The following is a 16,439-nucleotide window of genomic DNA, read 5'->3' as shown; positions in this document are numbered from 1 at the left end:
GCAAGAATCAATTCAACAAGGGATTCAGCGGTTTTCTGTGCGAGACAGGCAACCCGTGCCGAGTTAGCAAAAAACGCAGCGTTTACTGCGCCACCCATCCGCCGTCCATATTCCACGCCGCGCCCCGCACTTCCTGCGCATCGTCGGAACATAAAAACACCACCAAGCCGCCTAACTGTTCAGGTGTCACAAACTCTTGCGAAGGTTGTTTTTCACTCAGCAATCCCACTTTCGCCTCTTCAACAGAGACGCCTTCCCGCACCGCACGTGCATCAACCTGCGCCTGCACCAAGGGTGTAAGCACCCAGCCAGGGCAAACCGCGTTACAGGTAACGCCTGTCTTTGCATTTTCCAAAGCAACTACCTTGGTCAACCCGACAATCCCGTGTTTGGCCGCTACATACGCCGACTTGTTGGCCGAGGCCACCAAACCATGCGCAGACGCAATGTTCACAATACGCCCCCAATTGCGTGCTTGCATGCCGGGCAGTACCAAACGAGTGGTGTGAAATGCAGCACTCAAATTAATCGCGATGACGGCATCCCACTTGGCAGGATCAAAACTTTCCACGGGAGACACATGCTGAATACCGGCGTTGTTCACCAATACATCCACTTGGCCAAACAACTGCTCAGTGCTCTTGACCAGGTCTTCTACTTCGGCCACTTTGCTTAAATCAGCGCCGTGGTAACCCACTTTCACACCGTGGGCAGCAATGCTTTGTTTGGCTGATTCAATTTGCTCGGGCGTACCAAAGCCATTGAGCATCACATTCACACCCTTGGCAGCCAACCGTTGGGCAATACCCAAACCGATACCACTGGTTGAGCCGGTGACCAATGCATTCATGTTCTTAAAATCCACGGATGAACCTCTTCTAATGAATAAACTCTGAAATACTGAAGACAACAACAATGACAAGGAGGGTATTGAACAATGCTGACAGCGCGCTTGCACACTGTGCAATGGTTGAGCCCACATGGTTTGCACAAATTAGCCTACCGCGAATGGGGCGACCCCGACAACCCACATGTGTTGTTGTGTGTGCATGGACTGACCCGCAGCAGTGCCGACTTTGAAACCATGGCCCAAGCTCTTGGAAAAAACCTGCGCGTAGTTGCAGCCGACATGCCTGGCCGCGGAAGATCGGATTGGCTGCCCGACCCTACGCTGTATGGTGTACCCACCTACGTAAGTGCCTGCGTGGCCTTGGTCGCCCGCTTGAACGCAGGCACACTGGATTGGTTTGGCACTTCCATGGGGGGGTTGATCGGCATGGGTTACGCAAGCCTGCCCAACAATCCAATTCGAAAACTGATACTGAACGATGTGGGCCCAAGCCTGAACTTTGGCGCGTTGCAACGGATTGGCGACTATGTCGGCAAACCCGTTCAATTTCAAACGCTTCAAGAAGCGCGACACTACATTCGTACGATATCCCAACCTTTTGGTCCTCATACAGAACCCCAATGGAACGAATTGTGCGACTCGGTGCTGATTGAAAAAAACGGACATTGGCATCTACACTACGACCCGGCCATCGGCCAAGCGTTTCAAAACCTGTCAGAATCCACCACCTTGCTGCATGAAACCGCGCTTTGGGCGGCATTTGACGCCATCCAAGCCGACACACTGGTCGTGCGCGGAGAACACTCCGACCTTCTATCAAAACAAACAGTGGCGGAAATGAGTCAACGTGGCCCCAGGCCACGCGTTATCGAGGTGCACGGCGTTGGCCATGCCCCTACTTTCATGCAGAACGAGCAAATTAATATTGTTCGCGATTTTTTGTTTTAAACTGATCTTAACGAATCCACCCAAACACACATGGTTTCAGTTTCATCAACACTGGGCTCTGAGAAAAAAGGCGGCGCTTCTGCGCCTGCCCTGGTGTTGTTAAACAAATTTGATGCCGCCCGTGTTGAAGAAGCCCTGAACTATGCGCGGCTGCACGCGGCAGACCACATTCTGGATACGCAAGAGCCCGCCATTCAACATATGTTGGCCGTGGCAGACCTGTTGGCGGAGTTGCGCGCCGATGCCAACACCCGCATCGCAGGTGCCCTGGGGCCACTGGTGTTTTTTGACAAGCACCTTGAAAGCCAAATGGAGAAAAAGTTTGGTGATGAGGTAGGCCGCATGCTGGCCAGCCTGCGCAAGCTTTTCAAAATGCGTTCCATGGTAGGGCCAAGCGCCACTCGTACCACCATTGAAACCCTGCGGTGGGCAGACCAAATTGAAACCCTGCGCAAAATGTTGCTGGCCATGTCCACCGACATTCGAGTCATCATGATTCGTTTGTGCTCTCGCCTGCAAACCTTGCGGCACTTTACCAGCCACGAGGACATCAAGAACGAGAAAGGCTCCTTGTGGCCTTATGCCGTATCGCACGCGCAAGAAACCCTTGATCTGTATGCCCCCTTGGCCAACCGCTTGGGTTTGTGGCAACTGAAGTGGGAACTCGAGGATTTGTCTTTTCGCATTTTGCAACCCAACACGTACAAGAACGTGGCCAAAATGCTCGATGAAAAGCGCGTCGAACGTGAAGCTTTTATTGAATCGGCCATGGCCAGCATCAAAGAGAATCTGTTGCTGGCGGGTATTCATTGCGAAATCAGCGGACGCCCAAAACACATTTACAGCATCTGGAACAAGATGCGCGGCAAGGGCATCAGCTTCGACAAGCTGTACGACGTGCGCGCATGCCGTGTGATTGTAGACACAGTCGACGACTGCTACACCGCATTGGGCATTGTCCACAATTTGTGGACCCCCATTTCCGAAGAATTCGACGACTACATCAGCAAACCCAAACCGAATGGCTACCAAAGCCTGCACACCGTGGTGCAGGACGAAACGGGCAAAACGCTGGAAGTGCAAATTCGCACGGAAGCCATGCACCAGTTTGCTGAATATGGTGTGGCGGCGCACTGGCGCTACAAAGAATCGGGTAAAGACGGCTACACCGGCGAGAGCCGCGCTGAAGGCCAGTTTGAAGAGCGCATTGCCCTGTTGCGCCAGCTATTGGCCTGGCAAAAAGACGTCACCGACACCATGGGTGAAGCCAGCGACTGGGCGCAAGAAATGAAAACCAGCGCGCTGAACGACCGGGTCTACGTGTTCACGCCGCAGGCCAAAGTGGTTGAATTGCCTACGGGCAGCACCCCACTTGATTTCGCTTACCACGTGCATACCGAGCTGGGTCACCGGTGCCGTGGCGCCAAGGTAAACGGGCAAATGGTGCAACTGAATACACCCTTGGACAATGGCCAAACGGTTGAAATTGTGAGTGCTCGGGGCGATGCTGCCACAGGCCCCTCGCGCGACTGGCTAAACCCCACGCAAAAGTACCTGATCAGCCACCGCGCTCGTCAAAAGGTAAAGCAGTGGTTTGCACAGCAAGAACGCAAAGAAACGCTTGAACGCGGCCGTGCGATTGCCGAGCGCGAACTGCAACGGATTGGGCAAACCGCACAAAACCTGGAACTGCTAGCCCAGAAGTTGGGGTATGAAAAACCCGATGATTTGTATGTGGCCTTGGCCCGAGAGGAAATACGGCCGCGCGCCATTGAAAACGCATTGCGCGCCGACCTGCAACCCACAGGCCCCCTGTCTGATGAAGAACAGGTTGAAATACTCAACAAACGCAAACCAGGATCGTCCGGCCAAACGGCTGGCAAAGAATCAGGCGTACTGGTGGTGGGTGTCAGCACACTGATGACCAATCTGGCACGGTGCTGTCGCCCTGCACCACCCGACCCCATCATTGGTTTTGTCACCCGCGGCAAAGGCGTATCCATTCACCGGCTAGGCTGTTCCAATTTGGCTGAAGTAATGCGCCGGCAGCCCGAACGCTTGATCGAAACAACCTGGGGAGAATCTTCGGGATTGCACTATCCCGTGGACATTGCAGTGACCGCAAACGACAGGCAGGGTTTGCTGCGCGACATCACCGAGGTGTTTTCAAAAGACAAAATCAACGTGATTGGCGTACAGACGGAAACCCAACGCGGGGTTGCCAAAATGCAATTCACCGCCGAAGTCAGCAGTGGTGAGCAATTGAGAGGGGCGCTCACTCACCTGCTGGAAATCAACGGTGTGTTTGAGGTACGGCGGCGTTAAAACCGATCAAACCGGTGTTGCTGGGTTGCTCGGTTCGCTGTGATCAGTGAAACTGGCCGCCAAAGTGCTCAACAAATAGTTTTGCGAATTCATGCGGCGAGCCCCGGTGGGTTTCTTACGGGTGTAATTGCCCTGAGAATCCATCACCCACGCCAGAATATTGTCTGCAAGCAACGCTTTTAAACCTTCGTCAATTACCCGCTTCTTCAGTTTTTTGTCCGTAACGGGTACAGCCAGCTCAACACGCCGGAAGAAATTTCTGTCCATCCAGTCTGCGCTGGAAATGTACACCTCCTCCTCACCATCGTTGCTGAAATAGAACACCCGGCTGTGCTCGAGCAAGCGGCCTACCACCGACCTCACGGTGATGTTGTCGCTCAAGCCCGGAACGCCCGGGCGCAATGCACACACACCCCTAACAATCAGGTCAATCTTTACTCCAGCCTGCGAAGCTGCATACAGCTCGTTGATCAGGTGTGGCTCCAGCAGGGCATTCATGCGCGCCATGATCCTGCACTTCTTCCCGGCCTTGGCCAATTCAGCTTCCTTGCGCACTGCGATCACTACGTTGCTGTGCAGATTGAACGGTGAGTTCCATATTTTGTTCAGTTTGCGAGCGCGGCCCAGTCCCGTCAGGTGATTAAACACTTCATGCACGTCATGGCCCAGCGATTCATCGCAAGAAAAAAGACCGAAGTCGGTGTACAGGCGTGCGGTTTTTGGGTGGTAATTTCCTGTACCCAAGTGCACATAGCGGCGCAAAACCACCTTGCCTGTTTCGGTTTTTTCACGGCGAACCACCATCAGCATTTTTGCATGGGTTTTTTGGCCAACCACGCCGTATACAACGTGTGCGCCTACCCGCTCCAGTTTCGAGGCCCAGTTGATATTGGCCTCTTCATCAAAACGGGCCATTAATTCCAGCACCACTGTCACTTCCTTACCGCTTCGCGCCGCCGCCAACAGACTGTCCATCAGCACCGATTCGGTACCCGTGCGGTAAATGGTTTGCTTGATCGCAACTACATCGGGATCGGTCGCCGCCTTCTTAATAAACTCCAGCACTGGGCTGAAACTTTGGTAGGGGTGGTGCAGCAGCACATCCCCCTTCTGAATGGCCTTGAAAATGTCGGGCTGTTTCACCAGCGCATCGGGACGACCCGGGGCGAACGGCGCAAACTTCAAGTCAGGGCGATCCACCCAGTCGGGCAACTGCATCAGACGAACCAGATTCACTGGGCCATTGACACGGTACAACGCCTGTTCAGGCAGCCCAAACTCTTTCAACAAACGGGCGGTCATGTCGGGCGAGGTTTGATCGCTTACCTCAAGGCGCACCGCATCCCCGAAGTGTCGTTGCGACAATTCACCCTGCAAAGCCACGCGCAAGTTGGTAATTTCTTCTTCATCCACATACAGGTCGCTGTTGCGGGTAACACGAAACTGATACACGCCATGCACTTCCATGCCTGGGAACAATTCTGGAATGAAGGCCTGCAATATGGACGTCAGCATCACAAAGCCATGCTCGTAGCCCGACAAATTAGAAGGCATTCGTATAAGCCGTGGCAGCGCTCTTGGTGCCTGCACAATCGCCACATTCGATGCACGCCCAAAAGCGTCATGGCCAGTCAATTCAACAGCAAAGTTCAGCGACTTGTTCAACACGCGTGGAAACGGGTGCGCCGGGTCCAACCCAATGGGGGTTAATACCGGCAATACTTCGTGCCTGAAATACTGACGCGCCCAATGCGCCTGCTCTTCATTCCATGTGGCCAGGGTCATCAGGGCGATGCCCTCATCCCGCATGGCAGGCAACACCGATTCATTGAGCAAACGGTATTGCTGCTCCACAATTTCTTGCGAGGCCACTGACACCTTGTGCAAGGTTTCCAGGGCGCTCAAGCCGTCTTTGTCTTTGAATTCCGGGTTCTGCCGGATTTGCTCCTGCAACCCTGACACCCGAATTTCAAAAAATTCGTCCATATTGCTAGACACGATACACAGATACTTCAAACGTTCCAGCAATGGCACGCTTTGGTCTTCTGCCATGGCCAAAACCCGGCAGTTGAAGGCCAAAACGCCCAACTCGCGGTTTAGAAACAATTCTTTGTTGGGTGCTACGTCAGAGACAGCGGCTACTTTCAAGCAATACTCCAAGTGTGGATGCGTTACCCTTGATGGTATTTCAAAATTGTGACAAACATTTGAAAGTGGTCAAATGGCTACAAACAAAGCCAGTGTGCTGCATTTGTGGCATCCTAGCGCCTGACCTGAAACACAGAACAAACAATGTCCAAGCAACGTCAGTTGATTGCCGCCGTAGACATGGGTTCAAGCAGCTTTCGCATGATTGTTGCCCGGGTAGAAGAACTCAACGGTCAATCTCAAATTTACATCATCGACACCCTGCGCGAACCCGTTCGTTTGGGTGCAGGCCTAAACGCCCAGAAACACCTTGACGATGCCTCCCAAGAGCGCGCCTTGGATGCACTGAGCCGTTTTGGCGAACGCCTGCGCTCTTTTAAACCCGGTGAAGTGCGTGCTGTGGCCACCAACGCGGTGCGCGTTGCTCGCAACGCTGTGGAATTCATCACCAAAGCTGAAGCAGCGCTGGGCTTCCCGATTGATGTTATTTCAGGCGTAGAAGAAGCCCGCCTCGTGTACTGCGGCGTGGCCCACCAGTTGCCCATTGGTCAGGGCAAACGCCTGGTGGTCGACATTGGTGGCGGCTCTACAGAATTCATCATTGGTGAAGACTACGAACCCGAAGCCATGGAGAGTTTGTACATTGGCTGTGTGAGCACAGCCCAACAATACTTTGCTGACGGCAGCATCAGCCCCCGTGCCATGAAAAACGCGGTCATGGCAGCTCGCAAGGAAGTGGCTGTGCTGCGCCGCCAAATGCTGGACATGGGCTGGACCCATGCCATCGGCTCCTCAGGCACGGCGAGGGCCCTGGCCGAAATTTGCGTTTCCAATGGCTTCACCCAACATGGTATGTCTGCCGAGGGATTACGACTCATCCGCGAACACGTCACTGCCGCTGGGCACCTTGACAACATTACGCTGGATGGATTGAAAGTAGACCGCCTGCCCATGATGCCAGGTGGTCTTGCGGTGATGAGTGCCGTATTTGAAGAGCTTGAAATTGAGCACATGGACGTGACCGATGGCGCACTGCGCCAAGGTTTGCTCTACGACATGCTAGGCCGTCAGCACAACGAAGACATGCGCGAAATTACGGTAGCCCAGTTTCTGCACCGTTACAAAATTGACAGCAAACATGCTGGCAAAGTCAAAGTACTGGCTGAGTTATTGTTCAAACAACTGATGAAGCAATTGCCCGAGTTAAAAGAACAGCTACCCATGTTGCATTGGGCAGCCATGTTGCACGAAATAGGCTTGTCGATTGGTCACAATGGCCATCACAAACATGCGGCATACATTCTCAGCAATGCCGACATGCCCGGGTTCTCGAAGCGGGAACAACAACTGCTTTCAACCTGGGTATTGGCGCACAACGGAAAACTGGGCAAGGTCAGCGACATTGCCAACACTGCAGTTCAATGGGCGGCGCCTATGTGCTTACGCTTGGCTGCGTTGTTTTTACGCCGAAGGGAAGTGGAAGCTTTGCCAGAACTCAAGGTGAAATTGCTTGAACAAGGCATTCAACTCAGTGTGCCCAAAAACTGGCTTATAACCCACCCACTGACGCAGTACAGCCTTGAAACTGAGGTTGAGCAGTGGCAAAGAATAGGGCTTGAGCTGGAGCTACAGACCCGGCGTTGAGCCGGGCCCTGCACAAAGGTGTGGATTAGATAAAGCCAAAGTGCCTTGCGTAGCGCGGGCTCATGCGGTCAATTGACAACAGCATCATGAAGTCAGCGGTGTTGAAATCGGGGTCCCATGCAGGTTCTCCACACACCACGGCACCAAGCCGCAAATAGCCTTTCACCAAAGGTGGCGGCTCAATTTCCACATCGCAACGCAGGCGCTCGACCGGCAGACGGTTCTTGGGAAAAACCTGGCAGCTTGCTTCAGCCAAGTGCGGCTCTAACTGCTTGAACAGGCTGGCCGCTTGGTGGCCACCATCCCGCAGGCTTACGCTGGCGCAACCGATCAGGTGCTTGTAGCCCCCAAGTTTCATATATTGCGCAATGCCACTCCACAGCAACATGATGGCTGCACCGTTGCGGTAATCGGGGTGTACGCAAGACCGGCCTACTTCCACCGTTGTTTTGCGAAGCCGTTCAATGCGGTTCATGAAAAACTCGGTTTCCGAGTACCAGCATTTCAGGCGCGCTGCGTTTTCTGGCGCGAGAATGCGGTAGGTACCCACGACTTCGCCGGTTTGACTGTTTCTTACAAGAAGGTGATCACAGTAGGCATCAAACACATCATGATCAATCCCGTTACTACCCAGATCTGCACCATATTCTTCAGAAAAAATATTGAAACGTAATTTTTGGGCCTCCAGTACCTCAGCGGCCGTTTTTGCCAGGCAAACCTCCAGTGAAGGGGCCTGCGCACGCGCGGGAGTGCTGAGGTACAAGGCATTTCTCAAGGCATTTTGCTTGGTAACATCGTGCTTGATCGCTTCCATCCAAGGGTCCATTTGTCATTTCGATGACACGAAATGTACGGACTGCATGTGACAAAGCTATAAAAGAAATATGAAGAAAAGGTGACTGAACTGAAAATGTTGCTTGACAAGCCTCAGGAAAAGCCTAAACTGGCTTCAGCAAAAAAAATTTGGCGCTACTTCAGGTCAGTTCAATTCAGGCAAACCGCTTAAGCAATAGTTCTGTTTCTCGAATTTCACCCAGTTTTTTAGCTATTTTGTTCAATTCAGAAATCCAGGATATTGCTATGTCTGATACCGTAACCGGTCAAGTTAAATTTTTCAACGAATCCAAAGGCTTTGGCTTCATTTCCCGTGAAAACGGTCCTGACGTGTTCGTACACTTCAGCGCCATTCAGGGCAACGGCTTCAAAACCTTGGCTGAAGGCCAGAAAGTGTCTTTCACTGTGACTCAAGGTCAGAAAGGCCCACAAGCTGAAAACGTAACAGCGCTGTAATACTCGCGTCTACGTGAAGAAGCCGCCCTAGGGCGGCTTTTTTTACGCCTGTTGTTTCAAGCCCAGGCCAAAGGCCTTCGGCGGCTGCCGGTCAATTCCAGTGGTCGCGCCACATTCCCATTCCACCCTTCAATAGAGCATGCAACCTTCGCTGCCCCCATCAAAATTGCAGCCGGTATGGCCACCAGAAGCATTTGCGCCGCGGTGCTGATGATGGAAATTCCCAGGCTGATCGACCCAAATGGTATGTTCAGCGGAAATTTGACCTTGGTCGCAGCCTCGGGCCCGCCAAAGGCAATGCCGTTGCCAGAAGCGAGCGACAAAATCAGAAATGCGTCCACGGCCGCCCAAATAGAACTGGCAACGGCCCTACCAATGCTGAAGCTTGTTACCCGGGAATTGGGCCTTTTTAACGCCATCTCGGTGATATACCCCGCCAACTTTGCGATTGGGCGGGTTAGCTGATAGTTCAAAGACAACAGGACCCCATGATTAAATACCCGCAAGCCCTCTGAGCACTTCGCCAAACCTCGGGTCACGGGCCCATATTGATGGGCCTGGTTCAACATGTTCTCCGCACCGTAGCGCAAACTTGTCGCCGTTTGCTTTTGCCCGGCGGGCATATCCTTTTTCTCCCTGCGGGCGAAACCGAGCACACTCAGTAAACTGCCCGAGCCCTCCAAAACACTCTGTCGCAAACCTTCCGCTCCATTTTCAATGTGGTGGCGCATATCCATATAGTTCTCGTGCGGATCTGCATGCACGGCAGAATGCTCAACCAGATTGGTCAAAGCAAGAAGGTGATTCTCGCGGGCCAATAATTCAGCCTTGTCAGCCCTGGGATCCAGAAAGCGTCCCTTCGTGCTGCCGGTGGGGCTGAACTCCGTGAGGTAAGACCCGATCGTCCTTTCAATGGCTTGCTTGATTTCTATTTCGCTTGGGCCAGCATGAACATTGCCTAACAAACGATTGAGAAGAATTGGAACCCCTTCTGCCATGCAATAGTGACGGCCAATTTTTTGACACAAAGCCCTTGCGAGCAAGGAGACTGCATCGGGTTTGTCTTTCACATCGTTCAACAACACATAAATGCGGTGCAAATGCTTGTCTTTGTTGAACTGTATAAGGCCTGTGACCGCACTGCTCAAGCGCAACTTGGAGCCTGTCATGCAACTGCTAGCCCCGAGAGCCAGCGAAACCAAAGCAGACACTGCGGATATGGCGCTGAAGCTGCAGGCCAGCGCCCGTAAATCGGTTTGTAAGGCTTGTTTCACATTGTTGAACGCCCTGCCCAAACCCTCGCCAAACACCCCACGGGAGAACAATGCCACTACGCCGGCAACCACAGGCAAGGCAGCCAGAACACGCAATTGGCTTGTGAATGCTTTGTCATCGTGCTTTGGCGTGAACCATATTTTGCTGACTTTGAGCAACAACCCGGTGGGTGCTGCGCCCAACTCGGTGACACCGTTGGCGTAGTGGGCCCAACGGGAGAGTTTGACTGCATGTTGATCCTGCTTGGACAAACCAAACCTGGGATGGCTCAACTGCGGGTTAAACCGCAAATTGTCTTGTCGATAAAAACGCGCTTTGATCAACTCGCTACCGGAGATATCCACTGGCTTGCCTTCGAGCTCACTTTTGTACCGCTGCGAGACAATTGCTGAAGAAATTCGCTGGCTACTTTCATAGGCAGCTCGATGATAGCGGGCATCCGCGTTGTTGCCTTCAACCCAAGCCCGGAGCCTGGATTGTCGACCCTTGCACACCAGTTGCCCATTGCCCGGCGATTTGTAGTTGGCTTTCCGAATGACGTGGGCCCGGCAGTTTTGCAAGGAGAAATCGTCTTTATCGGGTGAGTACCGTAATTCAGCAGGCGCAACAGCGCTTAAACCGGTTGAGACCAAGGGTGGGGGGCCAGCCATTACTACTTCCTTTTCTTGAATTCAAGACAAGGACTGACAGCGTTTTTTTATTACGGTGACACGAATCGAAACAGCTGGCAAAAATCAGGACAATCACTCCCTCATACGAGGGATAAAACATCATTCAAATTCTGACCCATGGCCATGGGTTTAACATCCAGTCTTTCAAGAGGCAAACCAGCACGGTTTACCCACAGGGTTGGCAAACCAAACCAGGTGGCACCGCAGGCATCCCAGCAATTGCTGGATACGAACAAGGTTTCAGCGGCAGTAACACCAAAATGATTCAAGCCCATTTGATAGACGGAGCTGTGAATTTTGAAGGTTTGCAGTGAATCGACCGACAACACGGCATCGAGCAAGTCCTGAAAGTTCGCCCCACGCACAGCCACGTTCAGCATTTCGGTATTGCCGTTGGACAGGATTGCAGTTTTGATGCCCCGGTTCTTCAGCGCCTGCAACACCGCCCTGTTTTCGGGATAAGCAGCCAGGCTTGAGTACACATTCAGCAACCTGCGCTGCCGTTCCTCAGTCAAGTCAAGTTTTAGCGCTTCGCAGGCGTAGCGCAAAGCATCAATGGTGATATCCCAAAAAGGCTTGTATCGACCCGCCATGGCACGCAGGCGTGTGTATTCAATCTGTTTGTCACGCCAAAGCACTGAAAGTGTAGCGCCTTGCCCAGGAAAGATTTGCTCAGCAGTGCTTGAGACGGAATACACATCAAATAAGGTGCCATACGCATCGAAAAGTACCAATTTGGGAGTCGCCATTCCTTATACCTCGGCATACAAATTAAGTAATCTCTAGTTTATTGAATAAAACCACCGTACTCTTTCAATTAATTGAAGACATTTTTACCTTTTAAGCAAAAGCATGGATCACTTTAAACAAATCACCACCTTTGCCGCAGTGGCCACCAAGGGCAGCCTTTCGGCCGCAGCCAGAGAAGAAGGTGTAGCACCGGCCGTAATCAGCAGGCGGCTGGATGCACTGGAAGAGCGACTCGGGGTGAAGCTTTTGCTGCGCACAACCCGAACCTTGAACCTGACCTATGAAGGCTCGGCGTTCCTCGAGGATTGCCAGCGAATATTGAATGATCTATCCAACGCTGAGGCCAGCGTAAGCCTGGGTGGCATCAAAGCCAGTGGCCACCTGCGAGTGTCTGCCCCCGGCGGGTTTGGTAGGCAGCATGTGGCCCCCTTGGTGCATGATTTTGTGCGTGAACACCCGGAGGTGACGGTATCACTGGATTTGTCCGATCGCGTTGTTGATTTGCTCAACGAAAACATGGACTGTGCCGTAAGAATTGGCGTGCTGCCAGACTCCAGCCTGGTGGGTGTGAAACTGGCCGACAATCAGCGACTGGTGGTCGCCACCCCCACCTACCTTCAACGGCACGGCAGCCCGCAACACCCACTGGAACTGGCCAAACACAACTGTTTGAATTTGGTAAGCTCGGGCGCACCAAGTGGCTGGCTGTTCACCATAAACGGTGAAGCCACCCCAATCCGGGTAAGTGGCAGCCTGGCATGTAACGACGGCTCATCCATTCTCGATTGGGCATTGAACAATGCTGGCCTGGCCTGGCGCAGCCGTTGGGAAGTACAACAATATTTGCGCAGTGGCAGCCTTGTGACTGTGCTGGATGATTTTATTGCACCACCCAATGCAATTTATGCGGTATTCCCCCAAAGGAAGCACTTGCCCTTGCGCGTACGCTTGTGGATCGATTTTCTCAAGCACCGCTACAGCATTGAGTCTTACTGGAACACCTGAAACTTGAGGGGAATAAACTGCGGAAAGGCCCCTTTAATCCACCAATTGATGCGCAGGCGGCTGTAACAAAATAGCTGTGGGGTGATATGCCCCGAACAATCAGCTTAATTTTTTCCACTTGCCACAGGTCGTATCAGGTGACTACTAGCAAAATCCGATATCAATGGATTCTCGCCGGAGCGATGCTCTGCGTGCTCGGCCTTGCATTGCTTGCAATGGCCGCTGCTGACCTGCGTCGCATCAATGACTCGGCTGAACAAAACACACGAACCCAGCTTCGATTGCTTCACGATATTTTGCACGACGAGTTCAGTGCAATTGTTCGGTCATTTGATGAAGCCACCCTGCAGCTGGCAGACAACATTGACATCAACAACGGCAACTACATTCACAAGCGCCTTGAATTGCTGAAAAGTGCGCTGCCCTCCATGGATAACATCGTGGCCCGAGATTCGGTCGGCAACATCGTGGGGCAAACCGGAGTGGACCGTGACTTGACCAACACTCAAGCCACGTTCACACCCAATGCAAGACTTTTGCACAACGATAGGCTCGTTTCTTTTTCAAACTCTTTCAATACCAACGGCCAATTGGTACTGGTGATCAACTACCAGATCAAAGACACGCAGGGTGAAATGCTCGGTGTTATTCAGGGCCGGCTCAATGCCCGGTATCTGGAACGCAAGGTGGCTTCGCTTCAACTGGGCGACCACATGCGCAGTGGCATTGCCTTTAAAGACGGCACAGTGCTGCTTGTGCAACCCGAGATCAGTAAAATTTTAGGCAAGCAGCTACCCTACTTCGAATCGTTTCGCACACAAACAGATCACACCCAAGCCCCGAGCAATTTAATTGAACACGGTTTGTTCAAAGACCATTATTTCGCAAGCCTGTCGCTGGCCAATTCCGACCAGTTAAACACCCCCATTCCTCTGTACCTGATCACCTGGGCCGATGCCGCCACCATGAAGGCACAATGGCGAGAGCAAACCATCAGCCTTTTTCTGGGTTACCTGGCATTTTGTATTCTGGCGGTGCTGATGGTGAAAGCCAGCATGACTTACCAGGCCCAACAGGTGTTGGCGAAAGAAAAAGCAAAGGCTGACCAGCAATTCAATGACGAACGTTTCCAACTGGCGACCGAGAGTGCGGGTATTGGGGTTTGGGAATACAACATCCAGGACAAATTCATTCGCTGGGACAGCGCCATGCGGAAAATTTACGGCGTCAAGGATGAGCAAGAATTGGTGTCGTACAAAGAGTGGTTGAGTTACGTGGTGCCCGAGGACGTCAACAAACTGGGTACTGTGCTGCTAGAGGCCTCGAAAAACCAGGATACCTTTCAATTCAACTTCAACATTCGCCGGGCGAGCGACGGGCGCATTCGCCACATTCAGGCCCGCGCAAAAACCCACAGAAACACCAAAGGTATCCCGTTCAGAATGATTGGGGTGAATGTGGATGTGACCGTGCAGCGCCAATTTGAAGATGCCCTGCGCGAGGCTGAGGCCCGCTTCCGCTCGTCCTTTGAATGGGCCGCAATTGGTATGGCGATGCTGGACTTCAAAGGTCAGTTTTTACAGGTCAACAAAGCACTCTCAGAAATTTTGGGATACAGCGAAGAGGAGCTGCTGGGCTTTAGTTTTGATGCGATTACGCACCCGCAAGACACCATGCAACACACCCATTTGGTGCGCGATGTACTCAAAGGGCGCCGCCACAATTATCAACTTGAAAAACGCTACATACACAAAGATGGGCATGTGGTGTGGGTTCATCTTTCGGTGTCGGCTGTGCGCAATGACAAAGGGCGGGTGATCTACTTTATTTCACAAATCCAGGACATTTCAGAGCGCAAACGCAATGAAGCCACATTGATTGAAAGAGAACATTTTCTGCGAACCTTGTCGGAATGTTTGCCGGGATTGGTGTCTTACTGGAGTACTGACCTGCGCTGTCATTTTGCCAACCGCAACCATGAAAAATGGTCGAACATTCCCGCAGACAAAATGCGCGGGCAACACATGCGCAAGGTGTTGGGTGAAGAACTGTTCATTCACGACCACCACTATGTGCTGGGTGTACTGAAAGGCGAAAAGCAGCGCTTTGAGCGCAGAAAACCACTGCCGTCTGGTGGCTATGCCGACATGTTGGTGCACCTGATTCCGGACGTGCTGTACGGCAAGGTTGAGGGCTTCTTCTCGATTTCTACCAACATCACCGACTTCAAGGCGCAACAACGCGAGCTTGAACGTATCAACCATGTGTTGACCGATCGCACCCAACAGGCCGAGGCCGCCAGCAAAGCCAAAGGCGCATTTCTGGCCAATATGAGTCATGAAATTCGCACACCGATGAATGCGATCATGGGCTTGCTGCAACTGCTGGAAGACACAGACCTGCAGGCCAGGCAACGTGACTATCTCAGCAAAATTGGCTCTGCCGCCGATGTATTGCTCAACGTGCTGAATGACATTCTGGATATTTCAAGGGTTGAAGCCAACAAGCTTGAACTGAGCCACAGCCGTTTTCTGCTTGATCAGGTATTGAGCAAGGCTACTGATTTATTTGCTTACCGAGCTGAAGAAAAAGCCATTCAGTTGTATTGCTCCAAAGACGCAAATTGCCCGGTCAGCCTGAAAGGTGACCGACTTCGCTTGGCACAAATTTTGAACAATCTGCTCTCGAATGCGCTGAAATTCACCGAAAAGGGACGCATTCATTTGCAGGTACAAAGTGTGGCCGATGGCAAGCAATTGCAGTTCAGTGTGAAGGACACCGGTATTGGCATGAACGAGGAACAGTGCGCCGCCCTCTTCCAGCCTTTCAGCCAAGTCGACGACAGCTCGTCGCGACGCTATGGCGGTGCTGGTCTGGGCCTGTCGATCTGTAAAAATCTGGTTGAACTGATGGGCGGTCAAATTTGGGTGGAAAGTACGCCAGGTTTGGGTACAACCTTCCATTTCACGGTGAATTGCGTTGAACCCGAGTTCCAGATTCGGGCTGAAGACCAACAAGCACTGAAATTGCAAACCCAGCCAGCCCCTGCGGACACCGGGCCTGCCATTCCGCCCATGTTGAACAAGCGCGTGCTGGTGGTGGATGACCACAAACTGAACCGCATGGTGGCCTCGGAAATGCTGAAAAAATGGGGTGCGCAGGTGCACCTTGCAGAAAATGGCAAGGAAGCCGTGCAGGCCTGTGTCACCGAGCGTTACGACATGGTGTTGATGGACCTGCAAATGCCCGAAATGGACGGCTATGAAGCCACCGCCAGAATTCTTGAAGAACTGGGCAATGCTGCGCCGCCGATTGTAGCTGTGACTGCGTCGGCCAGCGAACAGGACCGCATGGACATTCTGAATGCAGGCATGTGTGAGCATGTCATCAAGCCATTCAAGAAAGAGACCCTGATACGGATACTTCTGGACATTCAAGGGCAGCAATCCGCCCAATCAATCAGAAATCCATAAGTCGATCGCAACTTCAGGGGCAAGTCCAGGTCTATGAAGTAGGTGCGTTCCATACGCACT

11 protein-coding genes are annotated in these 16,439 nt (G+C 52.5%); 6 read left to right on the top strand and 5 right to left on the bottom strand.

The window, feature by feature from the left end; all coding sequences use genetic code 11:
* Positions 1 to 82 precede the first annotated feature (82 nt).
* Entirely contained in the window at positions 83 to 850 is a 768-nt protein-coding gene (locus B4N58_RS12875; RefSeq protein ID WP_008251869.1) for a 3-hydroxybutyrate dehydrogenase, read from the bottom strand.
* Positions 851 to 937: 87 nt separating this feature from the next.
* On the opposite strand from B4N58_RS12875, the gene B4N58_RS12870 reads away from it, so the two are divergent.
* Together B4N58_RS12870 and B4N58_RS12865 are read left to right on the top strand one after the other, a co-directional pair.
* On the top strand, positions 938 to 1,798 hold the full coding sequence (locus B4N58_RS12870) for an alpha/beta fold hydrolase (protein ID WP_008251867.1): 861 nt from the start codon (positions 938 to 940) through the stop codon (positions 1,796 to 1,798).
* A 30-nt stretch (positions 1,799 to 1,828) separates the two neighbouring features.
* The gene (locus tag B4N58_RS12865; protein ID WP_008251859.1) at positions 1,829 to 4,123 is read left to right on the top strand and encodes a RelA/SpoT family protein; all 2,295 of its coding nucleotides are present in this window, start codon (positions 1,829 to 1,831) and stop codon (positions 4,121 to 4,123) included.
* A gap of 6 nt (positions 4,124 to 4,129) precedes the next feature.
* On the opposite strand, the gene ppk1 is transcribed toward B4N58_RS12865, so the two are convergent.
* Positions 4,130 to 6,271 carry a polyphosphate kinase 1 gene (ppk1, locus tag B4N58_RS12860; RefSeq protein ID WP_291750049.1) on the bottom strand — a complete coding sequence of 714 codons (2,142 nt, stop codon included), beginning with the start codon at positions 6,269 to 6,271 and terminating at the stop codon, positions 4,130 to 4,132.
* 144 nt (positions 6,272 to 6,415) lie between these two features.
* Here ppk1 and ppx point away from each other — a divergent pair, with 144 nt between their 5' ends.
* Positions 6,416 to 7,915 (top strand): exopolyphosphatase, encoded by a 1,500-nt coding sequence (gene ppx, locus B4N58_RS12855; protein WP_291750046.1) that lies wholly within the window; start codon positions 6,416 to 6,418, stop codon positions 7,913 to 7,915.
* 25 nt (positions 7,916 to 7,940) lie between these two features.
* Here the strand turns inward: ppx and B4N58_RS12850 are convergent, their stop codons facing one another.
* Entirely contained in the window at positions 7,941 to 8,741 is an 801-nt protein-coding gene (locus tag B4N58_RS12850) for a GNAT family N-acetyltransferase (protein ID WP_291750045.1), read from the bottom strand.
* 254 nt (positions 8,742 to 8,995) lie between these two features.
* Here B4N58_RS12850 and B4N58_RS12845 point away from each other — a divergent pair, with 254 nt between their 5' ends.
* On the top strand, positions 8,996 to 9,205 hold the full coding sequence (locus B4N58_RS12845) for a cold-shock protein (protein ID WP_008251850.1): 210 nt from the start codon (positions 8,996 to 8,998) through the stop codon (positions 9,203 to 9,205).
* Positions 9,206 to 9,261: 56 nt separating this feature from the next.
* On the opposite strand, the gene B4N58_RS12840 is transcribed toward B4N58_RS12845, so the two are convergent.
* On the bottom strand, positions 9,262 to 11,130 hold the full coding sequence (locus B4N58_RS12840; protein WP_291750042.1) for a hypothetical protein: 1,869 nt from the start codon (positions 11,128 to 11,130) through the stop codon (positions 9,262 to 9,264).
* Positions 11,131 to 11,231: 101 nt separating this feature from the next.
* Complete coding sequence (locus B4N58_RS12835; protein WP_291750039.1) at positions 11,232 to 11,900, bottom strand: haloacid dehalogenase type II; 669 nt, start codon at positions 11,898 to 11,900, stop codon at positions 11,232 to 11,234.
* Between the two features lie 103 nt (positions 11,901 to 12,003).
* On the opposite strand from B4N58_RS12835, the gene B4N58_RS12830 reads away from it, so the two are divergent.
* A complete protein-coding gene (locus B4N58_RS12830) occupies positions 12,004 to 12,906 on the top strand; it encodes a LysR family transcriptional regulator (RefSeq protein ID WP_291750035.1) in 903 nt (300 codons plus the stop codon).
* A gap of 215 nt (positions 12,907 to 13,121) precedes the next feature.
* Positions 13,122 to 16,379 (top strand): PAS domain S-box protein, encoded by a 3,258-nt coding sequence (locus tag B4N58_RS12825; protein ID WP_291750032.1) that lies wholly within the window; start codon positions 13,122 to 13,124, stop codon positions 16,377 to 16,379.
* The last annotated feature ends 60 nt before the right edge of the window (positions 16,380 to 16,439 follow it).

Source organism: Limnobacter sp. UBA3528 (genome assembly GCF_002377005.1).
Classification (GTDB): Bacteria; Pseudomonadota; Gammaproteobacteria; order Burkholderiales; family Burkholderiaceae_B; genus Limnobacter.
The sequence above is the reverse complement of the archived record's forward strand: the minus strand, read 5'-3'. Positions and strand labels throughout refer to the sequence as shown.